We start from the raw sequence: 23,857 nt of genomic DNA, 5'->3' as shown, positions 1-23,857 counted from the left end.
AATGCGTGAAAAAGATGAAAAAATCCCGCTGCGCCACGGCGTGCTGGGCCAGGAAACCTGTGGCCCGGGCGGCATCTCCTACGGCATGCGCTCTATCGGCGGCGTGCTGGAGCTGGTGGATTACATGGAGCAGTACTCCCCAAACGCGTGGATGCTGAACTACTCCAACCCGGCGGCGATTGTCGCGGAAGCCACGCGCCGTCTGCGTCCGAACGCCAAAATCCTCAACATCTGCGATATGCCGATCGGCATTGAAGGGCGCATGGCGCAGATTGTCGGCCTGAAGGACCGCAAAGAGATGCGCGTGCGCTACTACGGCCTGAATCACTTCGGCTGGTGGACGTCGATTGAAGACCTGAACGGCAACGATCTGATGCCGAAGCTGCGCGAATACGTGGCGAAAAACGGCTATGTTCCGCCTTCGGAGGATGCGCACACCGAAGCGAGTTGGAACGATACGTTCGCTAAAGCAAAAGACGTGCAGGCGCTGGATCCGGACACCATGCCGAACACCTACCTGAAGTATTACCTGTTCCCGGACTACGTGGTCGCGCATTCCAACCCGGAACGCACCCGCGCCAATGAGGTCATGGATCACCGTGAAAAGCATGTGTTCAGTTCCTGCCGGGCGATTATCGAGGCGGGCAAATCCTCCGCCGGTGAGCTGGAAATTGATGAACATGCGTCGTACATCGTCGATCTGGCGACGGCAATTGCCTTTAACACCCAGGAGCGGATGCTGCTGATTGTGCCTAACAACGGGGCCATCCATAACTTCGATGCCGACGCGATGGTGGAGATACCGTGCCTGGTGGGCCATAACGGTCCTGAGCCGCTTACGGTGGGCGATATTCCACACTTCCAGAAAGGGCTGATGAGCCAGCAGGTGGCGGTGGAAAAACTGGTGGTGGATGCCTGGGAGCAGCGCTCGTATCAGAAACTCTGGCAGGCGATCACCCTGTCGAAAACCGTGCCGAGCGCGTCCGTCGCGAAAGCGATTCTGGATGACCTGATCGAGGCCAACAAGGATTACTGGCCAGAGCTGCACTGATCGTCCTGACCGACATCGCCCGATGTCGGTCTCCTTGTCCTTGTCGATTTACGCTATGCTGAAGCCTGCCCGTAGCTCGACAAGGAACCTTCATGAAAATTTCCCGCCTCGGCGAAGCGCCGGACTACCGCTTCTCGCTGGCTAATGAACGCACGTTTTTAGCGTGGATCCGCACCGCGCTGGGATTCCTTGCCGCAGGGGTGGGTCTCGACCAGCTCGCGCCTGATTTTGCCACGCCGCTGATTCGAGAGGTGCTGGCGCTGCTCCTGTGCTTGTTTGCGGGCGTACTGGCGATTTACGGCTATCTGCGCTGGCTGCGCAATGAGAAGGCGATGCGTCTGAAGCAGGATCTGCCCTATACGCGCGGGTTACTCATCATCAGCGCGGTTTTGCTGGCGGTGGCGGGCGTGGTGATGGTGCTGGTGTTCTATGGCGGATAGCCGCAAAGCGCGACGGGAAGCGGACCCCGGCCTGCAGCCGGAGCGGACGTCGCTCGCCTGGCTGCGTACGCTGCTGGGGTATGGCGCGCTGATTGCCCTGGCGATTAAGCACAACTGGCACCGCACCGGGGTGCCGTTCTGGATCTCGCTTGTTGTGCTGGCGCTGGTGGCGATCGTTTTATGGCGCTATACCCGCAGCCGTAACCTGATGGACGTGGCGCAGAACGACTTTGTGCAGCCGAAGGCGGTGCGGGATAAGTTCCTGATTGCTCTGGCCGTGCTGTCTCTGTCTTTACTCTTCGCAGTGACTCACATTCAGCAAATTGTGAGCTTTTAAAGCCCGGTGGCAGCTACGCCTTACCGGGCCTACGATTAGCGGCCTTTTGCTAAATACTTTGCCATCTCGTCTTCCGGCACCATCCCGCCGCCGGTCGCCCACACAACGTGGGTAACGTTCGCACCGGCACTGACGCGCACCGGCCCGGCCATCCCCGCCAGCGCCGACGGTTCCAGACGAATGCCTTCCTCCTGCGCCAGCCAGCCGAGCATGTCGTACATGCTCTGATCGGAAAGCGTATAGAACCCATCAAGCAGGCGCTCCATCGCGCGGCCCACGAAGCCGGAGGCACGTCCTACCGCCAGTCCGTCCGCCGCCGTCACGTTATCAATGCCCAGGTCCTGCACGGCAATTTCATCGTGCAGGCCGGTGTAAACCCCCAGCAGCATGCACGGGGAGTGCGTGGGCTCCGCGAAGAAGCAGTGAACGTTGTCGCCAAAGGCCAGCTTCAGGCCAAACGCCACGCCGCCGGGGCCGCCGCCGACGCCGCACGGCAGGTAGACATACAGCGGATGCTCCGCATCCACCACGCGGCCCTGTGCGGCAAACTGCGCCTTCAGCCGCTCGCCTGCCACCGCGTAGCCCAGGAACAGGGTGCGGGAGTTTTCATCGTCAATGAAGAAACAGTTAGGATCGCTTTCCGCCGCTTTGCGTCCCTGCTCCACCGCCACGCCGTAATCCTGCTCGTATTCCACGACGATCACGCCGTGGCTGCGCAGTTTGGCTTTCTTCCACTCGCGGGCGTCGGCGGACATATGCACCGTCACCTTAAAGCCGATGCGGGCGCTCATAATGCCGATGGACATACCCAGGTTGCCGGTTGAGCCCACGGCGATGCTGTACTGGCTGAAGAAGTCCTTAAAGCGCGGCTCCAGCAGAACGCTGTAGTCGTCTTCAACGCTCAGCAACCCGGCTTCCAGCGCCAGTTTTTCCGCGTGGGTCAGCACCTCATAGATACCGCCGCGCGCTTTAATCGAGCCGGAGATCGGCAAATGGCTGTCTTTTTTCAGCAGCAGGGTGCCGGGAATGGCCTTGCCGGACTCTTTCTCCAGCCGCGCCTGCATTGCCGGAATCGCGACCAGTTCGGATTCAATAATCCCGCCCGTTGCCGCCGTCTCCGGGAAGGCTTTCGCCAGATAAGGCGCGAAGCGTTTCAGGCGAGCGTGGGCGTCGTCCACGTCGGCTTTGGTCAGCCCGACATAGGGCAGCCCTTCAGCCAGCGTCGTGGTGCGCGGGTTAAGCCAGGTGGTTTCTTTCAGGGCAATCAGATCCTCAACCAGAGGAAACTGTGCGGTTAAAGTAGTGATAGTTGCGTTTTCCATAATACGTCTCTTCGCGCTCAGATAATGAAAGAAAGCAGGAATGTGCCGCCAAGTGCAAGCACCGAGGCGATAAACGTCGCCGTCGTATAGTATTTGAAGGTCTCATTCAGGGTCGCGCCGCAGTATTGCTTCACCAGCCAGAAGAGAGAATCGGTCACGATCGTGCAGCCAATCGCGCCGGAACCGATGGCAATGGTGATGATCTCCGGGCTGACGTTCGGGTAGAGCGGCAGCATCGGCGCGACTATCGCCGTGGCGCCCATCATCGCGACTGTGGCGGAGCCAACCGCGGCATGCAGCACCAGCGCCACCAGCCAGGCGAGCAGGATAGGGTGCATGTGCAGGTTAGAGAGAATTTGCGCCAGCGAGTCCGCCAGCCCGCTGGTTTTCAGGATGGCGTTGAACGCGCCGCCCGCGCCGATAATCAGCAAAATGTTGGCGATAGAGCCGAAGCCATGCTCCGTATGGGTTAGCATCGCGCCCATGCCCATATGCTGGCGGATGCCCAGCAGGTAGTAGGCGACAAACACGGCGATAAACATCGCGGTGATGGGGTTGCCGATAAACTCCAGCAGCGTATACAGCGTGCCGTCTTTTGCCATGTTCAGTTCGGCGATGGTCTTCACCAGCATCAGGGCAATCGGCAGCAGCACCGTGAACAGCGTGGCGCCCAGCGACGGCAGGGTGTGCTCTTCCCGCACCTTCAGGTCTGAAAATTCTGCCGGAACCGGTTTAAACGGCAGACGATTGCCGAGCAGCTTCAGGAACAGCGGGCCACCGACCATAGAGGCCATCAGGCCCACCAGCAGGCCGTAGACGATCACCGTCCCGACGTCCGCCCCTAATTTATTGGTCACAAACAGCGCGGCCGGATGCGGCGGCACCACGCAGTGCACCGCCATCAGCGCGGTACAGAGCGGAATGGCCAGCTTAAGCAGCGACGTGTTGGTCTTTTTGGCGATGGAAAACGCCAGCGGGATCAGCAGAACCACGCCCACTTCCACGAACAGCGTAATGCCGCAGATTAGGCCTACCAGCACCATAATCACGTCTGCCGACAGCCAGCGGCAGCGCTGCAGGGCGATCCCGATGCGCTCTGCCGCGCCCGAAACCTCCATCATCTTGCCTAGAATGGTTACAAGGCCGATAACCGCCGCCAGAAAGCCCAGCGTGCCGCCAATCCCGCTCTCGATGGCGTTTACCATATCCAGCGGGCTCATTCCCATCATTGCACCGACGAAAAAGCTCGCCAGCAGCAGCGCGAGGAATGGGTGAAACTTCAGTTTTACGATGGTTAAAACAATCAACACGATGCTGACAAGCAGCGTTGCCACAACCCAGACCTGAGATCCCATATCTCACCTCATCCTTATGTCATCTGGGGGTATTGGACGAAAAAGCGGCGTGGGCTGACAAACGATATAATTTGGCGTTCAGATGAGCCAGATTGAATCAAGTGAGTGACTATGCTCTAAAAAACGCACTTAATCTGCATTAGGGTCACATAAATTCACCCAGGAACGGTATGCTGAGCGCAGAAAACACGCGTGAGAATTGTGATGACCGATGCAAATGAAGCCAGAAACCGGCTATTAAACGGCTGGCAGCTGTCGAAAATGTACACCTTTGAAGTGGCTGCCCGGCATGAATCCTTCGCGCTGGCGGCGGAGGAACTGTCGCTTAGCCCCAGCGCGGTAAGCCACCGCATCAACCTGCTGGAAGAAGAGCTGGGTATTCAGCTGTTTGTCCGTTCGCACCGTAAAGTCGAACTGACGCAGGAGGGAAAGCGCGTTTACTGGACGCTAAAATCGTCCCTCGACACCCTGAATCAGGAGATCCTGGACATCAAAAACCAGGCGCTGTCCGGCACGCTGACGGTCTACTCCCGGCCATCGATCGCTCAGTGCTGGCTGGTACCCATGCTGGGTGACTTTACCCGCCGCTATCCGTCGATTTCGCTCACCATCCTGACCGGCAATGATTACGTCAATATGCAGCGAACGGGTGTCGATCTGGCGCTCTATTTCGACGATACGCCACCAAACCATCTGTCTCATCACTTCCTGATGGACGAGGAGATTTTGCCCGTCTGCTCCCCGCGGTATGCCCGCGAGCATGAACTGCTGAAAAACCCTGATAACCTCAGCCACTGCACGCTGCTGCACGACCGTCAGGCCTGGAGTAACGATTCCGGTACGGATGAATGGCTGAGCTGGGCGCAGCACTTTGCGGTGAATATGCCGCCATCGTCGGGTATCGGTTTCGATCGCTCTGATTTGGCGATTATTGCGGCCATCAATCACGTTGGCGTCGCGATGGGCAGAAAGCGGCTGGTGCAGAAGAGGCTCGAACGGGGCGAGCTGATCGCCCCGTTTGGTGACAAGACCCTGAAATGCCATCAGCACTACTATGTCTCGACGCTTTCTGGCCGTCAGTGGCCGAAAATAGACGCCTTTATCGGCTGGCTGAAAGAACTGGCAGGTTGAAGAATTATTACGCTTTCGCTCTACACCAAATGTGAAAAAGCGTGCTAAATACAGGTAATGCTTTCGATTTATCCAGGGTAAACCGTGTTAAAGCCTTTTATTGCCTTTGCATTACTGATCTCTTCCGGCTGGGCGATGGCCGCTGAGCCGCCGCTGACGGCTGCCCGTTATGCGCAGCAGCTGGGCGTCGGGATGGATGTGGACTGGGCGCGCACCGAACGCGGCATACGTGAATTCGACCCGCTGGTGGTCCGCGATTTTCGTGCAAAAGGCATTACCCACGTGCGCATCCGCGTGGCCGATGAGCCGACGGAAGCGCGGTTAATTCACCTTCGCAAGCTGGTAGAAGCCTGCGAGCAGTATGGCGTGATCCCGATAATTGCTTATCAGGCTGATGAATATAAAAACGACCCGAAAGCCGATAACGAGAAAGAGACGGTCAACTGGTGGATTGCCGTGGCACACTATTTCGGCCAAAGCTATCCGCAGCTGGGTTTTGATCTCATCTATGAGCCGGCCGACAAGCTTAACCACAGCCTGGCGTCGCTAAACCGCGTGTATGAAAAATCTATTAAAGCGATCCACGACATCGACCCCCAGCGCATGATCTTTATTGCGCCGCGCCTGCGTGCCGCACCGGAGGATTTATCCAGCCTGAAGCTGCCTGCGCACAGCCAAAACTACCTGCTGGCGGAGTGGCATATTTTCCCGTGGGGGCCGCTGAAAAATGGTGGTAAATACCCGTGGACGTCCGGCACGGCGGCGGAGAAAGCGGCTATCCATAATCGCATCAATACCGCCCTGCACTGGCAGCAAAAAACCGGTCACGTTAGCTGGGTCGGGGGCTGGGGCGTGGGGGAGTCAAACCACCTTACGCCAACCGCTTCGCAAATGGCCTTCGCCACCTTTATGGCCTGCGAACTGCAAAAAGCGAAAATCCCGTATGCGCTTAACGCGGATTTCCAGTTTTACGACGGGGAAGAGGGGGCCTGGCGGCCTGCGCCAGAGCCCTTACTGCAGGCGATGATAACGCCTGCCTGTGAAAAGCCCGGCGAGAAGCCGGGCCATCATGCGCTTAAACCGGCTGCTCGTGATGCGGAACGCGCGACGCCAGCGGCAGCCAGCACAGTAAAATCAGCAGCCCCATCAGCGTCATCAGCAACCCCAAACTAGACTGCCCGGTCTGCGGCATCATCGCCGACAGCCAGGCCAGCGCGCCGGAACCAATGTTCTGCAAACCGCCCACCAGCGCGCCCGCCGTGCCTGCGAGGAACGGGAACGGCTCCATCGCACCGCTGGTGGCGAGCGGGAACAGCATCCCCGCGCCGAAGAAGAACAGCGCTGCAGGGATGAGCAGCGTCCAGACGGTCATCACGCCAAACAGCCCTGGGATCCACATCATCAGACCCGCCAGCAGGCAGCTGATCACCGACTGCCACATCAGGGTGGAGAAGCGCTTGTTCTGACGCCCGGCAAACCACGCGCCGAAGAACGCCGCCGGGCTTGGCAGAATAAACAGAATGCTCACCACCATGCTGCTCAGGCCCAGCCCCGCGCCCAGCAGCACGCCGGAGCAGGCTTCAAAGACTGCGATACCCGCCAGGCCGCCAATCAGCATCAGCAGGTAGCAGGTGAACGCGCCGTTGCCGAACAGCGTTTTATAGCTGGCGATCAGCTTCGTGCGCGGCGCGTCCTGCGGACGCGTTTCCGGCATCCAGCGCGCCATGCTGAAGGTGACAATGATGCACAGCACCAGCAGGAAGGCGTAGCAGGCGCGCCAGGACCACATCGTGTCCAGCAGGCCGCCGATCAGCGGGGCCAGCAGCGGGCTGACCAGAATCCCCATATTCAACAGACTGTTAGCATGACGGAGCTGGGTACCCTGATACATATCGCGCGGTAAGGTTCGCGCCATCACCCCGCCAACGCCGGTTCCGACGCCCTGCAGAGCGCTGGCGGCAATCAGTACGGTCAGGCTGTGGGTGGTCATCGCAATCACGGTCGCCACCATGAAAATGCACATACCGACTAAAATCACCGGACGGCGTCCGATACGGTCGGAGAGCGGTCCATAGAACAGCTGCGAAACGCCATAGGTCAGCAGGTAGGCTGCCATCACGCTTTGTACCGAGCCCTCGCGGACGTTTAATTCCTTTGCCATGTCGGCAATCGCCGGAATGTAGATGGTTTGCGCCATCTGACCGACGGCCACCAGTAACACCAGCATCAACAATAAGTTAACGTTCCGTTGCTTTTTCATGTCGCTGAATACTTTTGCCAAAAGAGAGAAATGAAGAATAAGTGACTGCGCATTCCCATAAATGCGCGAGGAATCTACCACAGAGAGATGACAAATTAAGCATTGTCGTGGTGAATGAAAAAAACGTGAAAGGCAGGATTTGTAAACAAGAACGGCAACTAATGTTGCCAGTGATTTACGCCAGACGTAGCAAAATGGCGCCGCCGGCGATACCCAGCGCCGCCGCGATGCGCAGGCCCGCAACCTTCTCTTTTAAAAGGACAAACGCGATTAGCGCGCCGAAGAGTATGGAAGTTTCACGCAGCGCCGCGACTACCGCCAGCGGCGCCTGCGTCATCGCCCACAGCGCCAGACCGTAAGAGCCCATGGTGCCAACCCCGCCGAGCAGCCCCTTTTTCCAGTGCAGGCGCAGGTAGCCGGACGCCTGGCGCCGACGCGCCACCATCGCCCAGCCGAGCAGGCAGAAGCCGTTCATAAAGAAGGTCCATAGCGTATAGCCCAGCGCGGTGTCCGACAGCCGCACGCCGGTGCCGTCCACAAGCGTATACCCGGCAATAAAGCAGGCATTCAGCAGCGCCAGCCAGATCCCTTTGCGTGACTGCATGCGCCCGTTCATCGCCATCGCCAGAATCGACAGGCAGATCACCCCAATGCCGGACCAGGCGAGCCAGGATAGACGATCGCCGAGCGCCAGCACGCTGATCAGCGCCACCAGCAGCGGGGCGGTGCCGCGCATCAGCGGATAGGTCTGGCTCATATCGGAAACCTGATAGGTCTTCGCGACCAGCACGGTGTACACCACCTGTAAGGCGCAGGAGACTAACAAAAACGGCCAGCTTGCAGCAGAAGGCTGTGGAGAAAACGGCAGTAAGACCAGAGCGATAACCGTGGCGGATCCGCTGACGCTTATTGCGGAATAGAGCTTGTCCGTTCCGGCCTTAACGATGGCGTTCCAGCTGGCATGCAGCAGCGCGGCGAAGAGCAAAATGCAGAATACGGTGATGGTCATGGCGTATCGGGTGGTGAATTGTCACTCAACTGTAACATTCACATCCTGATGCCGCCAGCCGGTTACACCGCACAAAAAAGGCGGTGCGTCACCCGCGGTTCGTCCGAGACCAGCGTAAACCCTGCCTGGCGATAAAACCCGTAGGCAGCGTCCGGCGCGTGGGTATTCAGGAAATCAAACCAGATGCTGGCATCGGCCATCACCACGGTCAAAAGCTGTTTGCCAATGCCCAGCCCGCGGCACTTCTCGCTGACGTAGAGATGGCGAATACGCCCGGCGCGCGGCTGCTGGCTGAATGGATCGCGGTTGAGGCCGCACACGCCGACCAGCTTGCCGTTGAGAAACGCGCCTAACAGCTTTTCGCCCGGCGCGTTAAAGCGGTTCTCACCCCGCTGCCAGCTCTCTTCCAGCCTGCGCAGCATGTTAAAATTCAGTGCAATACTTTCCGCCTTCAGGGCGATATACCCCGGCTCGTCTGGCGTGACAGGCTCAATTAACAGACGCGACATAGCATTCCCTCGTTATTAAAGAGGGGCGGTTGCCCGCCCCTCTCAGGTGCGACTTGAACCTGAATTACCGAACGAATTTCAGGACAGCATCAAGCAGTTGCAGTACAGCAACAATGAGTTTGAGGATAAGTATCACCATATCCACTACGCTCATACGCGTCTCCTTTTGGTTAAAAGGAGCACGATGCTGGCGTACCTTTCCGCCGCCTGTTGCCAGCACCTGGATTGACGTAACACAGTGTGCTCACTTCAGAGGGTTAAGGCACTGACGGCACCACCCGTTTCAGCCAGGACTTCGTTGCGCCGGTAGATCTGCGGCCCCCTCGCTCACTGCGAACACCCTCAGTATAGATAAATACTGTACGTATGAACAGTATTTTGTGGACAAAATCTGGAAGGCGATCCATACTCAAAAACGTCAAAATCCGTGCCGGAATTGCGCGTTCGTCTTCGATCGCGTATACTTTTTTGCGTTGACGTAACACAGTGTGTTCTGCGGCGACCAACCGCAAAACCCTGATAAAAACCTCGCTTAGGCGGGGTTTTTTGTTTTCTGTCAGTCTGAATAATTCATATTTTCAACGTAAGACCGTATTGCGGCTCTCTTTTGTTCAAAGGCCATTTCCTCCGTTTTTTGACACTCTGCCAGGGCTGCGGCAGGGTAGTGAACGCAGGGTATTTGCCGGGTTTTATCCTGCAGTACCCCCAGCGGATATCCCGTGCTGGCATCAAGGACAGAAATGTGTTGTTCGACGGGGGCAGATGGCCCCTGCCCGATATTTTGCAATTCAATAAGAAACTGGACCTCGTGCGTTGAGATGGGGTAACCCAGACCCGCAACATAGCCCAGCATGGAGAGTGGCTTAACCTGTTTACTCGTCGCTTCGCCGAAATAGATCATACGGTAGATAAAATAACTGCCCCAGGGTTCGCGCGAGCCCAACGCGCTGTGCATAAACCAGGCGCGGGAATCATGGATTTGATCATCAAAAAGCGCTCTTGTTAGTCCTGAGGGTTCATTGGCATTGCTCTGTTCCCCTTGTGGTGGAAACAGTGTTTCCAGGTGTTGTTTCCCTGCCTCTTTGATCTTTTTAAACTCAACAGGAATGTCATCCTGGTTAAAGGCAAAAACAAAACCTTTGAAGTAATCGAGTACGGCGTAGGTTGTGCTTTTTGCCTGAGTACGAGAAACGTCCTGATAGTCCTCTTTGAACTCGAATGCGGCCTGTAAAAGCTGTGTTTGTCCGAGCAAGGCATCAAAGTCTTTAGAGCCTGTCTTAAGCATCACAAACTGACCCTGCGGGTGGCTACCGAGCTGTTTAATTCGCTCTCTTTCTGCATCTTTTTGTAATTTTTCGCGTTCTCTTTCCCGTTCCGCCCTTTTACCAGGATCGTTATCCTGATTTTGATTATTGGCTGCGGCGTCGTGATAAAAGCGCTGGCTCCGGAATGTTTCCTGGGCGTAGCGATTGATGCGCCAGGCGGTTATCCAGCCGATTTGGTTTTCAAGCGCTTCGATGATATTGACTCGAGCGCGAACGGGGGAGTAGAGGGTTGCCTGTTCATCGGGAACGCCACTTTCGGAAGGAGGTAAATCAAGAGTGAGCTGGCGCCAGGCGTTGAAGCGTTGGATTAGTAAGGGGTCAGTACTAAATTCGTCAACCAGGGCTTCTGGCATAATTCTCCATAAATCTTTTTGTAAATCTTCAGGGAGCGACTCTTTTTGGACTTTTAATGGGGCACCTGAAGTAAAGGCTGCTGCGTATATGTCGTTTAAACAAAGCTGTGATAATAAGAAATCATCGACATTAGCATTTGCTTTCCCCTGATCGCCTGGTGGGTACCCGCCCCCAATATCAGAGTGCATGCCAGGATAAACCACCTCTACGGCATATTCAGGATATCGCCCGTCAGCACGACAGATTGAATCGAGTGGGAAGCACAACCGCTGATCGTGAGCCGAAACCAGATGCACGCAGCGCTTAATCAGCGCATTGTCCGGCAATTCCATCGTTCCGTCGGCCCAGCCCATATGACCTTCCGCTACCGGGGCAATATGGGCAATCCCTACGGAAGCGACCGTATCCAGCAAACCTAAAAATTCAATGCTAATCGGAATTTCACCCTGTTTTGTCGCCAGGTAAAAAGGTTGTAAGGCCCCTGCTCGGGAAGGCGAAAGCAGGGCGTTAAGCCAGTTAACAAAGGCCCGGGCCGAGGCCGCTCCGCGCGAGAAACCGTAAACATAGAGCTTGATTCCCAGCAGCTTAGAGGTGCCTGGCGTTGGCTGCGTTAACGCGGTCTCCAGCGTTTTACCCAACCCGTTTAACAGCCGGAAAAGCTCTCTGTGGCGGAGGTATTCTCCGTGAACGTTGGAGTGTGAGTAGTTGGTGGCCATAGCCTGAATGGAGTGCCAGTTTTCCTCATCGCTCAGCTTGCCAAGCCCAAGCGTACGTCGCAGAGCGTCTACCAGCCGAAGCAGACCCCAGTTGATGCGCTCCTCGCCGTAAGCTGCGTATTTCAGGCCTGCATCACTGAAGTCGAGATCCAGCACCTCCGGAAAAGGCGTCCCCACGCCGGGAATATAGTATTTGTAATACTGGTTGCGCGCGACGCCTTCCTGATCGACCAGCTCTGCGTTATGCGCGCCGGTTCCCCCTGCATAGCCTTGTCCTATGGTGGAACGGAACAGGCGAGCGATATTGGTCGGATGAGGCGGGGTCGATTCATAGAGGTCATGATTCATGTTGTTGCCCGTACCGTCAAAGAAAAGGCTGATATGGAGCGTTTTACAGCAGGGAGGCAAGACGCGTCGGTTGGCAGCCGTGCAAAGCTGGTTGTGGTATTGCGTTTCCAGACTGCCTTGTTCCCTGCAGTTTTGCCCAAAGTGAGATCTAGTACTAGGTAATCTACCTCTTTCCGGAAACTCAGGAGGGTACCAGACATTATCAGGGTTCAGTTTGGACATACTTTGGGCTTCTCCATATGCACGGGGTCTTTGACGGGATAATCAGGGCTGCCGTAGTCGGCACAGCTGGTGGTGACCTTCACCTGGTCACAGGGCAGGAAGTGAACGGTAATACCGCAGGTTTTCTGGCCGGTGTAATCGGGGACCGGAACGCTTTGAGTATGTTTTTTATTAAACTCTTTGATTATTGCTCGCCACTCACGGCGTTTATCTGCATATTCCTGCCATGCCTTGTAACGCTCATCCCGGTTCATCCCGGTGGTATCTGGTTCATCAGGCTGCGGGATCTCAGGCACATCGCTGGCAAACGCGACGCCCGTTTCCCAGTCAACCTGCACCGTCATTCCGGGCGTCCACGGCCCGCTCACGCCAAAGCAGCATCCTCCACCTCCACCCGAATACGGGCCGATAATATCGAGGCCGGACTGCCCGTTAACGCTGAAGCGGTTGATGGCCCAGCTGGTGTGGTTAATGGCTTCAATGGTTCCGCCCCCGCCGGGCGGGGCTGGTTCCGTTTTTACGGGCTGGTCGCATCCCGCCAGTAAAAGCAAAGCCGCGAAAAGCATTGTGTTAAACTTATTCATGTTGTCTTCCTTAACACCTGCCTGTATCCCTCGGCACGCTCTAGTATTTTTGTAGTTGTTCTTAGGTTCGAAAAATCATAACCACATAAAGCCTGCGACAATACCCTCGAGCCGCTATTTTCAGATTTTCATAAGAAATTAATATGTGACTGAACCTAATAGCGTTTAGGGCAAATTTGAGAGGTGAAAACGGAGAGCAAACCCAACAAACGAAACGTGATCCCTGACGCATTTTTGCGCAGATGAAAATTTTTCCATTGTCACGCCCGAAAACCTGTGTTTGTATAAATTCGATCAATGAATCCAAACACAGGTCCCCAATGACTTCATCCATCTTCACTTCGACCCTACTAAAAACTGCGCAACCAGCCGCAGTGGTCGTCGTGCGTGTGGTGGTGGTCGTCGGCAATGCGCCGTAGGGACTGGATCAACACACGAATCCAAAACCCCGCCGGCGCAAACCGGGCGGGGTTTTTCGTTTAGGACCCTCCCCGGAAAGTCGGCCCAGAAGAAAAGGACTGGAGCATGGCAAGTTCGGGCACAACATCCACCAAGACGCGTTTTACCGGCGCGCAGCTGATCGTTCATCTGCTGGAGCGACAGGGCATTACCACGGTTGCGGGCATCCCCGGCGGCACGGTGCTGCCGCTGTACGATGCGTTAAGCCAAAGCACGCAGATCCGCCACGTGCTGGCGCGCCACGAGCAGGGGGCAGGCTTTATCGCTCAGGGCATGGCGCGTACCCAGGGTAAACCGGCGGTCTGTATGGCCTGCAGCGGGCCGGGCGCAACCAACCTGGTGACCGCCATCGCCGACGCGCGCCTCGACTCCATTCCGCTGATCTGCATCACCGGCCAGGTACCGTCCTCGATGATCGGCACCGATGCGTTCCAGGAAGTGGATACCTACGGCATCTCTATCCCCATCACCAAACATAACTATTTAGTTCGCGATATCAGCGAGCTTCCTCAGGTTATCAGCGATGCGTTCCGCATTGCGCAGTCCGGCCGCCCGGGCCCGGTGTGGATAGACATTCCTAAGGATGTCCAGACCGCAGAGATCGAGATCGACGTTCTGCCGGAGCCGGGTGAGCGAGCCCCCGCGCCGGAATTCAGCGCTGAGAGCGTGCGCGACGCTGCCGCCATGATTAACGCCGCCAAACGCCCGGTGCTCTATCTGGGCGGCGGGGCGATTAACGGCGCAGATGAAATCCGCGAGTTTGCAGAAAAAGCCAACCTGCCGACTACCATGACCCTGATGGCGCTGGGCATGCTGCCAAAAGCGCACCCGCTGTCCCTGGGCATGCTGGGCATGCACGGCGCGCGCAGCACCAACTACATCCTGCAAGAGGCTGATTTGCTGATTGTTATGGGCGCGCGTTTTGATGACCGGGCGATTGGCAAAACCGAGCAGTTCTGCCCGAACGCGAAAATCATTCACGTGGATATCGATCGCGCTGAGCTCGGCAAAATCAAACAGCCACACGTGGCGATTCAGGGGGATGTGGCGGAAGTACTGACGCAGCTGATCCCGCAAACGGATGCGACCGATCGCGCCGACTGGCGTCAGCTGGTGGCCGATCTGCAGCGTGAGTTCCCGGGCGCTATCCCAACCGAAGGCGATCCGCTGAGCCACTACGGACTGATCAACGCCGTGGCCGCCTGCGTCGACGACAGCGCGATTATCACCACCGACGTCGGCCAGCATCAGATGTGGACCGCCCAGGCCTATCCGCTGAACCGTCCGCGCCAGTGGCTGACCTCCGGCGGTCTGGGAACCATGGGCTTCGGCCTGCCTGCGGCGGTCGGTGCAGCACTCGCCAACCCGGACCGCAAGGTCATCTGCTTCTCCGGTGACGGCAGCCTGATGATGAACATTCAGGAAATGGCGACCGCGGCCGAAAACCAGTTAGACGTGAAAATCATCCTGATGAACAACGAGGCGCTTGGCCTGGTCCACCAGCAGCAGAGCCTGTTCTACAAGCAGGGCGTGTTTGCGGCGACCTATCCGGGGATGATTAACTTTATGCAGATTGCTGCCGGCTTTGGCCTGCACACCTGCGATCTGAACGCGGAAGAGGATGCCCACGCGGCGCTGCAGGCGGCGATTTCTCGTCCGGGCCCGGCGCTGATCCACGTCCGTATCGACCCTGAACAAAAAGTGTATCCGATGGTGCCGCCGGGTGCGGCAAATACTGAGATGGTGGGAGAATAAGTCATGCAGAAACAACACGATAACGTCATTCTGGAACTCACCGTCCGCAACCATCCCGGCGTCATGACTCACGTCTGCGGGCTGTTTGCCCGCCGCGCGTTTAACGTGGAAGGCATTCTCTGTCTGCCGATTCAGGGCAGCGAGCACAGCCGCATCTGGCTACTGGTGAACGATGACCAGCGTCTGGAGCAGATGATGGCGCAGATCGACAAGCTGGAGGACGTCACCAACGTGGCGCGCAACCAGTCCGATCCCACCATGTTTAACAAAATTGCGGTGTTTTTCGAATAGATCGCTCATTGCTTGAACACCCGCGCGCTTATCGTTAAGGTAGGCGCTTTTTTTATCCGCCCGCCAGGAACGCGCCATGACCACCATCGCCCTTATCGACGACCACCTTATCGTCCGCTCCGGATTTGCCCAGCTTCTGAACCTCGAACCGGATTTTCAGGTGGTGGCCGAGTTTGGCTCTGGTCGCGAGGCGCTGGCGGGCCTGCCGGGTCGTGGGGTGCAGGTCTGTATCTGCGATATCTCGATGCCGGATCTCTCCGGGCTGGAGCTGTTAAGCCAGCTGCCGAAAGGGATGGCGACGATCATGCTGTCGGTTCACGACAGCCCGGCGCTGGTCGAGCAGGCGCTTAACGCGGGCGCGCGCGGCTTCCTTTCCAAACGCTGTAGCCCGGACGAGCTGATTGCCGCCGTGCGCACCGTCTCTACCGGCGGCTGCTACCTGACGCCGGATATCGCCATCAAGCTGGCGGCCGGCAGGCAGGATCCGCTCACCAGACGCGAGCGTCAGGTGGCTGAGAAGCTCGCGCAGGGGATGTCGGTGAAAGAGATTGCGGCTGAGCTGGATTTGTCGCCAAAAACCGTGCATGTCCATCGCGCCAACCTGCTGGAAAAACTCAACGTCAGTAACGACGTCGAGCTGGCGCGCCGCATGTTCGACAGCTGGCAATGAGTTCCGCTTTTTCACGGCTGATCGCCGTCGTCGCCAGCTTTTTTATCTTCTCCGCCGCGTGGTTCTGCCTGTGGAGCATTAGTCTGCATCTGGTGGAGCGCCCAGAGCTGGCGGTGCTGCTGTTTCCATTCGGCCTGCGTCTGGGGCTGATGCTGCAATGCCCGCGCGGCTACTGGCCCGTTTTGCTCGGGGCAGAGTGGCTGATGCTGGTCTGGCTGGCTCAGGAGGTTGCCCTCGCGCATCTTCCCTTATTGATGACCGGAAGCCTGCTCACGCTTCTCCCGGTTGCCCTCATTTCCCGCTATCGTTACCAGCGCGACTGGCGCACCCTGCTGCGGCAGGGGGCGGCGCTGATTGCCGCCGCACTGCTGCAGTCCCTGCCGTGGATTGGCGACAAGGAGATGCTCAACGCCCTGCTGCTGACCCTCACCGGTGGCCTGACGCTGGCACCCACCTGCCTCGTGATTTGGCACTACCTCACCAGCACCGTCTGGCAGCCGCTCGGCCCGGGGCTGGTTTCCCAACCGGTGAACTGGCGCGCCCGGCATCTCATCTGGTATCTGCTGCTGTTCGTGGTAAGCCTCTGGCTTCAGCTGGGTTTGCCCGCCGAGCTTTCACGCTTCACGCCGTTTTGCCTTGCGTTGCCGATTATTGCTCTGGCCTGGCACTATGGCTGGCAGGGGGCGCTGATCGCCACCCTGATGAACGCCATCGCGCTGATCGCCAGCCAGACCTGGCACGACCATCCGGTGGATTTGCTGCTCTCGCTGCTGGCCCAGAGCCTGACCGGGCTGCTGCTCGGCGCGGGCATTCAGCGCCTGCGCGAGCTGAACCAGTCCCTGCAGACCGAGCTGGCGCGCAATCGCCGTCTGGCTGAACGCCTGCTGGAGATGGAAGAGAGCGTGCGGCAGGAGGTGGCCCGCGAGCTGCACGATGATATCGGCCAGACGATCACCGCCATCCGCACCCAGGCGGGCATTGTCCAGCGTCTTGCGGCGGAAAATGCGGGCGTGAAGCAGGGCGGGGCGCATATCGAGCAGCTTTCACTTGGCGTATATGACTCGGTGCGACGCCTGCTCGGCAGGCTGCGCCCGCGCCAGCTTGACGACCTGTCGCTGGAGCAGGCGGTACGCTCCCTGATGCGCGAGATGGAGCTGGAAAGCCGCGGCATTGTCAGCCATCTCGACTGGCGCATTAGCGAACCTGCGCTGAGCGAAGGCCAGCGCGTAACCCTGTTCCGCGTCTGTCAGGAAGGGCTGAACAATATCGTCAAGCACGCCAGTGCCAGCGCGGTCACGATACAGGGCTGGCAGCAGGACGAGCGCCTGATGCTGGTGATTGAAGACGACGGCTGCGGCCTGCCGCCGGGCTCCGGCCAGCAGGGCTTTGGCCTGGCGGGCATGCGCGAGCGCGTCAAGGCGCTGGGCGGCACGCTGAACCTTTCCTGTACCCACGGGACGCGCGTCAGCGTTAGTTTGCCGTTAAGGACGCATCATGTTTAAAACCCCAGCCAGCGCAGCCCCATTAAGCAACAAAGCGGAAATTGACGCCCGCTACAGCTACTGGCGTCGTCATATTCTGATTACCATCTGGCTCGGCTACGCGCTGTTCTACTTCACTCGCAAAAGCTTCAACGCCGCCGCGCCGGAGATCCTCGCCAGCGGCGTGATGACGCGCACCGATATCGGCCTGCTGGCGACGCTGTTTTACATCACCTACGGCCTGTCGAAGTTCTTCTCCGGTATTGTTAGCGACCGCTCTAACGCCCGCTATTTCATGGGCGTTGGGCTGATCGCGACCGGGGTGGTGAACATCCTGTTTGGTTTCTCCACATCGCTTTGGGCCTTCGCCCTGCTGTGGGCGCTGAACGCCTTTTTCCAGGGCTGGGGCGCGCCGGTCTGCGCCCGCCTGCTCACGGCGTGGTACTCGCGCAACGAGCGCGGCGGCTGGTGGGCCGTCTGGAACACCGCGCATAACGTCGGCGGGGCGCTGATCCCGATGGTGGTCGGCGCCGCGGCGCTGCACTACGGCTGGCGCGCGGGGATGATGATTGCCGGTGGCCTCGCCATTCTCGCCGGGATGTTCCTCTGCTGGCGCCTGCGCGACAGGCCGCAAACCGTTGGCCTGCCTGCGGTGGGCGACTGGCGGCACGACGAAATGGAGATTGCCCAGCAGCAGGAGGGGGCGGGGCTGACCCGTAAGGAGATCCTCACCAAATACGTGCTGAAAAACCCGTACATCTGGCTGCTGTCGCTCTGCTACGTGCTGGTCTACGTGGTGCGCGCGGCCATTAACGACTGGGGCAATCTGTACATGTCCGAGACGCTCGGCGTGGACCTGGTCACCGCTAACTCGGCGGTGACGATGTTCGAACTGGGCGGGTTTATCGGCGCGCTGGTAGCGGGCTGGGGTTCGGATAAGCTGTTCAACGGCAACCGCGGCCCGATGAACCTGATTTTTGCCGCCGGGATTTTGCTCTCCGTCGGCTCGCTGTGGCTGATGCCGTTCGCCAGCTACGTGATGCAGGCGGCGTGCTTTTTTACCACCGGCTTCTTCGTCTTTGGCCCGCAGATGCTCATCGGCATGGCAGCGGCGGAGTGTTCCCACAAAGAGGCGGCAGGCGCGGCGACGGGCTTTGTCGGGCTGTTTGCCTACCTTGGCGCATCGCTCTCCGGCTGGCCGCTGGCGCGGGTGATCGATATCTGGCACTGGAGCGGTTTCTTCGCGGTGATCGCCATCGCGGCGGGAATTTCCGCCCTGCTGCTGCTGCCTTTCCTGCACGCGCAGGCCCCGCGCGAGATGGGTGAAGCGTGATGCGCCTCACCTTTCTGGCCCGAGTGGCGTAAAACTAAGAAATTTTCCCGGTTTTACCTGGACGCTGTCTCAGGCATCTCTCCTGGCTGATTTTTACAATGCCTGCCATTCGCAGGTAAAAATCAGCTCAGGAGCAAACCATGCTGGCCTTCCTCAACCAGGTGCGCAAGCCGACCCTGGATCTGCCGCTCGAAGTGCGGCGCAAAATGTGGTTCAAACCGTTCATGCAGTCCTATCTGGTGGTCTTTATCGGCTACCTGACCATGTACCTGATCCGCAAAAACTTTAACATCGCGCAGAACGACATGATCTCCACCTACGGGCTGAGCATGACGCAGCTGGGGATGATTGGCCTGGGCTTCTCCATTACCTACGGCGTGGGGAAAACGGTTGTGTCCTACTACGCGGACGGCAAAAACACCAAGCAGTTCCTGCCGTTTATGCTGATCCTCTCCGCCATCTGTATGCTCGGCTTCAGCGCCAGCATGGGCGCAGGGTCTGTCAGCCTGTTCCTGATGATCGCCTTCTACGCCCTGAGCGGCTTCTTCCAGAGTACCGGCGGGTCGTGCAGCTACTCCACCATCACCAAGTGGACCCCGCGCCGCAAGCGTGGTTCGTACCTCGGCATGTGGAACATCTCCCACAACCTCGGCGGAGCGGGTGCGGCAGGCGTGGCGCTGTTTGGCGCAAACTACCTGTTCGACGGCCACGTGATCGGCATGTTTATCTTCCCGTCGATTATTGCCCTGATTGTCGGCTTTATTGGCCTGCGCTACGGCAGCGACTCCCCGGAATCGTACGGCCTCGGCAAAGCCGAAGAGCTGTTCGGGGAAGAGATCAGCGAAGAGGACAAAGAGACCGAAGAGAACGAGATGTCCAAATGGCAGATATTTGTTGAGTACGTGCTGAAAAACAAAGTGATCTGGCTGCTGTGCTTCTCAAACATCTTCCTCTACGTGGTGCGTATCGGCATCGACCAGTGGTCCACCGTGTACGCTTTCCAGGAGCTTAAGCTCTCTAAAGAGGTGGCGATTCAGGGCTTCACCCTGTTCGAAGTGGGCGCGCTTGTGGGCACCCTGCTGTGGGGCTGGCTCTCTGACCTCGCCAACGGCCGTCGTGCGCTGGTGGCCTGCGTCGCGCTGGCGCTGATTATCGCCACACTTGGCGTCTACCAGCATGCCAGCAACCAGTACGTTTACCTCGCATCCCTGTTCGCGCTCGGCTTCCTGGTGTTTGGTCCGCAGCTGCTGATCGGCGTGGCGGCAGTGGGCTTCGTACCGAAAAAAGCGATCGGCGCTGCCGATGGGATTAAAGGCACCTTCGCCTATCTGATTGGCGACAGCTTCGCCAAGCTGGGTCTGGGGATGATCGCTGACGGTACGCCAATTTTCGGCCTCACCGGCTGGGCGGGCACCTTCGCGGCGCTGGATGCGGCAGCGATCGGCTGTATCGTCCTGATGGCGATGGTCGCGGTACTGGAGGAACGTAAAATTCGCCGTGAGAATCGTGCGCAGAAATTAAAAACAGCCTGAGTGTGCAGGTAACGTCTTTGCCCGGTGTGTGATGCCGGGCTTTTTTATTTCCGCCGACGGCATTAATACCTTATCCCCCGTCCCGCGACGTCTTTTCAGTGCACTATTCTGGTTCTGCCCGCTGTTGACGCCGTGCGTTTCCCGCTATGATGATCGGCTAGTCAAAGGAGAACGCATGGTCTGGATAATGCTGGCAACGCTTGCCGTGGTGTTTGTGGTGGGATTTCGCGTCCTGACCTCAGACTCCCGCCGCGCCATCAAACGTTTAAGCGAGCGTCTGGGCATCACCCCGATGCCGGTTGAGTCGATGATCGATCAGTTCGGCAAAATGCCGGGCAATGAGTTTATCCGCTACCTTGAGCGCCCGGACGAAGCGCATCTGCAAAACGCCGCGCAGGTGCTGCTGATCTGGCAGGTCTGCATTGTCGACGCCAGCGAGGAGAACCTGCACGCCTGGCACCGCATGCTGCGAAAAGCCCGCCTTGCCGCACCCATTACCGATGCGCAAATTCGTCTGGCGCTTGGCTTTATGCGCGAGATGGAGCCCGATCCGCAGGAGCTGAACGCCTTCCAGCTACGCTATAACCAGCTCTTCCTGCCGGAAGAGGGCGTGTTTTATCTGCACTGATCCCCTCTAAAAACCACAAAAGTTGTCTAAACGTTAAATCCGTCACACTTTTGATGATAAACTGCGCGACTTTTCCGCACGTTTTTATCTTCAGGTGACGCCATGACAGAACATATCCAGCCCACGACCAGACCGCAGACCAAAGAGGTTTCACGCCCCAACTGGTCGGCGGTTTTCTCCGTGGCGTTCTGCGTCGCCTGCCTGATTACCGTTGAGTTTCTGCCGGTGAGCCTGCTGACACCGATGGCGCAGGACCTGGGCATTTCCGAAGGCGTGGCGGGGCAGTCCGTTACCGTCACCGCGTTTGTGGCGATGTTTGCCAGCCTGTTTATCACCCAGGTGATTGGCACTATCGACCGCCGCAAAGTGGTCATTCTGTTCAGCGTGCTGCTGACGCTCTCCTGCCTGCTGGTCTCCTTCGCGGAAAGCTTCACCCTGCTGCTGCTCGGTCGCGCCTGTCTTGGTCTGGGGCTCGGCGGCTTCTGGGCGATGTCCGCCTCGCTGACCATGCGCCTGGTGCCTGCGCGCACCGTGCCGAAAGCGCTGTCCGTCATCTTTGGCGCGGTCTCCATCGCGCTGGTGATTGCCGCGCCGCTGGGCAGCTTCCTGGGCGGGATTATCGGCTGGCGTAACGTCTTTAATGCGGCGGCGGTTATGGGCGTGCTTTGCGTTATCTGGGTGTGGAAGGCGCTGCCGTCCCTGCCGGGCGAAGCGGCGCACCACAAACAGAACATGTTCAGCCTGCTGAAGCGTCCCGGCGTGCTGGCGGGGATGACCGCGATCTTTATGTCCTTTGCCGGGCAGTTTGCCTTCTTTACCTATATCCGCCCGGTGTTTATGACTATGGCGGGCTTTGACGTAGACGGCCTGACGCTGGTGCTGCTGAGCTTCGGTATCGCCAGCTTTGTCGGTACGTCGCTTTCGTCCCAGTTCCTGAAGCGCTCCCTGAAGGTGGCGCTGGCGGGTGCGCCGCTGGTGCTGGCCGTGAGCGCCGCGGTGCTGGTGCTGTGGGGCAGCGATAAGTGGGTCGCGTCTGCCATTGCGATTATCTGGGGCTTTGCCTTTGCGCTGGTGCCGGTGGGTTGGTCGACGTGGATCACCCGCTCGCTTGCCGATCAGGCGGAAAAAGCCGGGTCGATTCAGGTAGCGGTGATCCAGCTGGCAAACACCTGCGGCGCGGCGATTGGCGGCGTGGCGCTCGACCACCTGGGGCTGACGTCACCGCTGGTGATTTCCGGCACGCTGATGCTTTTGACCGCGCTGCTGGTGGCGGGCAAGGTTAAAGCACGTTGATTGATAAATAGTCACTTCATCGATATACTTGTACCGTAACTTGTACAGGAGGGAATATGCAGGTTGTGACGTTTACCGAAGCACGAAGCCGACTCAAAGATGTGTTGGACGACGTGAATGACAACGTGGAGACAACCATCATCAGCCGCCGAAACGGGGGTGACGCGGTGGTTATGTCTCTGCAGCACTACAACTCGATGATGGAAACCATCCATCTGATGAGTTCGCCTGCTAACGCCAGCCGACTGATGGAGTCAATCGCACAGGCAAATACCGGAAAAACCACGCAGAGGGATCTGATAGATGACCAGGCTACTGATTTGGACTGATAACGGCTGGGATGATTACCTGTGGTGGCAGGAGCAGGACAAGAAAACGCTTCGCAGAATCAATAAATTGATTGAAGATGCGAAGCGTCAACCTTTCGATGGCCTGGGTAAGCCGGAACCCCTTAAAGGTAACCTTTCCGGATACTGGTCCCGTCGAATCAATGATACCGATCGTCTGGTTTACGGGGTGTCAGATAGCGCTCTTACTATTTTAATGTGCCGCTATCACTATTATTCGTAGATCACGCCGATGTCCTCACCCGTCTTCTTGAATCCATCGAAATCAGTACAACCGACGACACGATCAGCAGCGTCCCCAGCCAGTCCGGCAGGGTGAACGCCACGCCCAGCAACACCACCGACAGCAGCGCGCTGCTCAGCGGCTCGGCGCAGCTCAGAATGCTCGCCTTCGGCCCGCCTATCGTCTGCGCGCCTTTCAGATACAGGCTAAACGTCAGCGCGGTGCCAATCACCACCAGATAGAAAAACGCCAGCAGCAGGCTGCCGTCAATGACGAAGGTCGTCCCGCGCCCGGCGTAGAACGGCGTCAGCATTAACCCGGCAATCAACATACTCCAGCCGACAATCGGCAATGTGCCGTAGCGGGCGATAAGCGATGACGGATAGGTGGTGTAAAATGCGGCGGCAAACGCCGAGGCGATGCCGAAGAACAGTGCGGCAGGCGAGATGGAGAGCGAGGTTGGATCGCCGTGGGTGACCAGCAGGAACGTTCCGACAAGCGAGGTCACAATCGCGGATAAAACAAACACGCCGGGGCGCGTTTTCCGCGCCAGCGCGAACCAGGCCACGATAATGGTTGGTGACAGAAACTGCAGAACGGTAGCGGTCGCGGCGTTGGATTTTTCAATCGTCAGCAGGAAGGTGAGCTGCACGGTGAGCGCGCCGACCAGCGAGAAAAACAGCAGGCTGAGGGCGTCTTTGCGATGTTTGATGACCGAGAAAATCTTGTCGCCGTGAACGAAGGAGAGCGTCAGCAGGATCACGCCGGTAAACAGCAGGCGAACCATGGTCAGGTAAGGCGAAGAAATGTGGCTTTTCTCCATGATGTACTGCGCGCAAACGCCGGAACTGCCCCATAAAACGGCGGCGATCAGGACGTTCA

25 protein-coding genes are annotated in these 23,857 nt (G+C 58.2%); 16 read left to right on the top strand and 9 right to left on the bottom strand.

The genetic code is table 11. The annotated features are described in order from the left end of the window. The 3 genes from ACWYRJ_RS15760 to ACWYRJ_RS15750 all read left to right on the top strand — a co-directional run. Positions 1-1,051, top strand: a 1,051-nt coding sequence (locus ACWYRJ_RS15760) for a family 4 glycosyl hydrolase (RefSeq protein ID WP_455508234.1), incomplete at its 5' end; no start/stop codon positions are given. 92 nt (positions 1,052-1,143) lie between these two features. Continuing rightward, positions 1,144-1,491 carry a YidH family protein gene (locus tag ACWYRJ_RS15755; protein ID WP_223580809.1) on the top strand — a complete coding sequence of 116 codons (348 nt, stop codon included), beginning with the start codon at positions 1,144-1,146 and terminating at the stop codon, positions 1,489-1,491. Then, positions 1,481-1,828 carry a DUF202 domain-containing protein gene (locus ACWYRJ_RS15750; protein WP_115876759.1) on the top strand — a complete coding sequence of 116 codons (348 nt, stop codon included), beginning with the start codon at positions 1,481-1,483 and terminating at the stop codon, positions 1,826-1,828. The genes ACWYRJ_RS15755 and ACWYRJ_RS15750 overlap by 11 nt, the downstream gene beginning before the upstream one ends. 35 nt (positions 1,829-1,863) lie before the next feature. Here the strand turns inward: ACWYRJ_RS15750 and dsdA are convergent, their stop codons facing one another. Then, entirely contained in the window at positions 1,864-3,150 is a 1,287-nt protein-coding gene (dsdA, locus tag ACWYRJ_RS15745; RefSeq protein ID WP_455508233.1) for a D-serine ammonia-lyase, read from the bottom strand. Between the two features lie 17 nt (positions 3,151-3,167). Further along, positions 3,168-4,505 carry a D-serine transporter DsdX gene (gene dsdX, locus ACWYRJ_RS15740; protein WP_455508232.1) on the bottom strand — a complete coding sequence of 446 codons (1,338 nt, stop codon included), beginning with the start codon at positions 4,503-4,505 and terminating at the stop codon, positions 3,168-3,170. Between the two features lie 204 nt (positions 4,506-4,709). Here dsdX and dsdC point away from each other — a divergent pair, with 204 nt between their 5' ends. After that, a complete protein-coding gene (gene dsdC / locus ACWYRJ_RS15735) occupies positions 4,710-5,636 on the top strand; it encodes a DNA-binding transcriptional regulator DsdC (protein WP_127729026.1) in 927 nt (308 codons plus the stop codon). An 84-nt stretch (positions 5,637-5,720) separates the two neighbouring features. After that, positions 5,721-6,809 carry a cellulase family glycosylhydrolase gene (locus tag ACWYRJ_RS15730; RefSeq protein ID WP_111964255.1) on the top strand — a complete coding sequence of 363 codons (1,089 nt, stop codon included), beginning with the start codon at positions 5,721-5,723 and terminating at the stop codon, positions 6,807-6,809. On the opposite strand, the gene emrD is transcribed toward ACWYRJ_RS15730, so the two are convergent. The 6 genes from emrD to ACWYRJ_RS15700 all read right to left on the bottom strand — a co-directional run bounded on the left by emrD (position 6,712) and on the right by ACWYRJ_RS15700 (position 12,963). Next, on the bottom strand, positions 6,712-7,896 hold the full coding sequence (gene emrD, locus ACWYRJ_RS15725; RefSeq protein WP_455508231.1) for a multidrug efflux MFS transporter EmrD: 1,185 nt from the start codon (positions 7,894-7,896) through the stop codon (positions 6,712-6,714). The genes ACWYRJ_RS15730 and emrD overlap by 98 nt on opposite strands. A 175-nt stretch (positions 7,897-8,071) precedes the next feature. Further along, positions 8,072-8,905 (bottom strand): EamA family transporter, encoded by an 834-nt coding sequence (locus tag ACWYRJ_RS15720; RefSeq protein WP_149367385.1) that lies wholly within the window; start codon positions 8,903-8,905, stop codon positions 8,072-8,074. Between the two features lie 62 nt (positions 8,906-8,967). Continuing rightward, a complete protein-coding gene (locus tag ACWYRJ_RS15715) occupies positions 8,968-9,414 on the bottom strand; it encodes a GNAT family N-acetyltransferase (protein ID WP_021242692.1) in 447 nt (148 codons plus the stop codon). A gap of 64 nt (positions 9,415-9,478) precedes the next feature. Then, a complete protein-coding gene (gene tisB, locus ACWYRJ_RS15710; protein ID WP_008500146.1) occupies positions 9,479-9,568 on the bottom strand; it encodes a type I toxin-antitoxin system toxin TisB in 90 nt (29 codons plus the stop codon). A gap of 402 nt (positions 9,569-9,970) precedes the next feature. Beyond that, entirely contained in the window at positions 9,971-12,379 is a 2,409-nt protein-coding gene (locus ACWYRJ_RS15705; protein WP_149367386.1) for a T6SS phospholipase effector Tle1-like catalytic domain-containing protein, read from the bottom strand. Next, positions 12,367-12,963 (bottom strand): DUF3304 domain-containing protein, encoded by a 597-nt coding sequence (locus ACWYRJ_RS15700; RefSeq protein ID WP_455508230.1) that lies wholly within the window; start codon positions 12,961-12,963, stop codon positions 12,367-12,369. Before ACWYRJ_RS15700 ends, ACWYRJ_RS15705 begins: the two co-directional genes overlap by 13 nt. Before the next feature lie 320 nt (positions 12,964-13,283). Here ACWYRJ_RS15700 and ivbL point away from each other — a divergent pair, with 320 nt between their 5' ends. From ivbL to ACWYRJ_RS15645, 11 genes are all read left to right on the top strand, one after another. Next, on the top strand, positions 13,284-13,382 hold the full coding sequence (ivbL, locus tag ACWYRJ_RS15695) for an ilvB operon leader peptide IvbL (RefSeq protein ID WP_057979964.1): 99 nt from the start codon (positions 13,284-13,286) through the stop codon (positions 13,380-13,382). Between the two features lie 106 nt (positions 13,383-13,488). Beyond that, on the top strand, positions 13,489-15,177 hold the full coding sequence (gene ilvB, locus ACWYRJ_RS15690; protein ID WP_149367388.1) for an acetolactate synthase large subunit: 1,689 nt from the start codon (positions 13,489-13,491) through the stop codon (positions 15,175-15,177). Between the two features lie 3 nt (positions 15,178-15,180). After that, the gene (ilvN, locus tag ACWYRJ_RS15685) at positions 15,181-15,468 is read left to right on the top strand and encodes an acetolactate synthase small subunit (RefSeq protein ID WP_008500144.1); all 288 of its coding nucleotides are present in this window, start codon (positions 15,181-15,183) and stop codon (positions 15,466-15,468) included. Positions 15,469-15,544: 76 nt separating this feature from the next. Next, the gene (gene uhpA / locus ACWYRJ_RS15680) at positions 15,545-16,138 is read left to right on the top strand and encodes a transcriptional regulator UhpA (protein WP_455508229.1); all 594 of its coding nucleotides are present in this window, start codon (positions 15,545-15,547) and stop codon (positions 16,136-16,138) included. Beyond that, the gene (gene uhpB, locus ACWYRJ_RS15675) at positions 16,135-17,640 is read left to right on the top strand and encodes a signal transduction histidine-protein kinase/phosphatase UhpB (protein ID WP_455508228.1); all 1,506 of its coding nucleotides are present in this window, start codon (positions 16,135-16,137) and stop codon (positions 17,638-17,640) included. Before uhpA ends, uhpB begins: the two co-directional genes overlap by 4 nt. Then, the gene (uhpC, locus tag ACWYRJ_RS15670) at positions 17,633-18,952 is read left to right on the top strand and encodes an MFS transporter family glucose-6-phosphate receptor UhpC (protein ID WP_455508227.1); all 1,320 of its coding nucleotides are present in this window, start codon (positions 17,633-17,635) and stop codon (positions 18,950-18,952) included. The genes uhpB and uhpC overlap by 8 nt, the downstream gene beginning before the upstream one ends. A 140-nt stretch (positions 18,953-19,092) precedes the next feature. Continuing rightward, positions 19,093-20,484: a hexose-6-phosphate:phosphate antiporter gene (uhpT, locus tag ACWYRJ_RS15665; RefSeq protein WP_455508226.1), complete on the top strand. Its 1,392-nt coding sequence runs from the start codon at positions 19,093-19,095 to the stop codon at positions 20,482-20,484. Between the two features lie 175 nt (positions 20,485-20,659). Beyond that, a complete protein-coding gene (locus ACWYRJ_RS15660; protein WP_115876746.1) occupies positions 20,660-21,112 on the top strand; it encodes a DUF1198 domain-containing protein in 453 nt (150 codons plus the stop codon). Positions 21,113-21,214: 102 nt separating this feature from the next. Continuing rightward, the gene (nepI, locus tag ACWYRJ_RS15655; RefSeq protein WP_149367392.1) at positions 21,215-22,405 is read left to right on the top strand and encodes a purine ribonucleoside efflux pump NepI; all 1,191 of its coding nucleotides are present in this window, start codon (positions 21,215-21,217) and stop codon (positions 22,403-22,405) included. A gap of 56 nt (positions 22,406-22,461) precedes the next feature. After that, positions 22,462-22,734, top strand: coding sequence for a type II toxin-antitoxin system Phd/YefM family antitoxin (locus ACWYRJ_RS15650; protein WP_041911702.1), 273 nt, complete (start codon positions 22,462-22,464; stop codon positions 22,732-22,734). After that, positions 22,709-22,975, top strand: coding sequence for a Txe/YoeB family addiction module toxin (locus tag ACWYRJ_RS15645; protein ID WP_041911701.1), 267 nt, complete (start codon positions 22,709-22,711; stop codon positions 22,973-22,975). The genes ACWYRJ_RS15650 and ACWYRJ_RS15645 overlap by 26 nt, the downstream gene beginning before the upstream one ends. Before the next feature lies 1 nt (position 22,976). Here ACWYRJ_RS15645 and ACWYRJ_RS15640 read toward each other — a convergent pair. Continuing rightward, on the bottom strand, positions 22,977-23,857 hold an 881-nt coding region (locus ACWYRJ_RS15640; RefSeq protein ID WP_455508225.1), incomplete at its 5' end, for an EamA family transporter.

It is taken from the genome of Enterobacter sp. (genome assembly GCF_977039595.1).
Note: the sequence above shows the minus strand (reverse complement) of the source record. Positions and strands in the feature narration are given on the sequence as shown.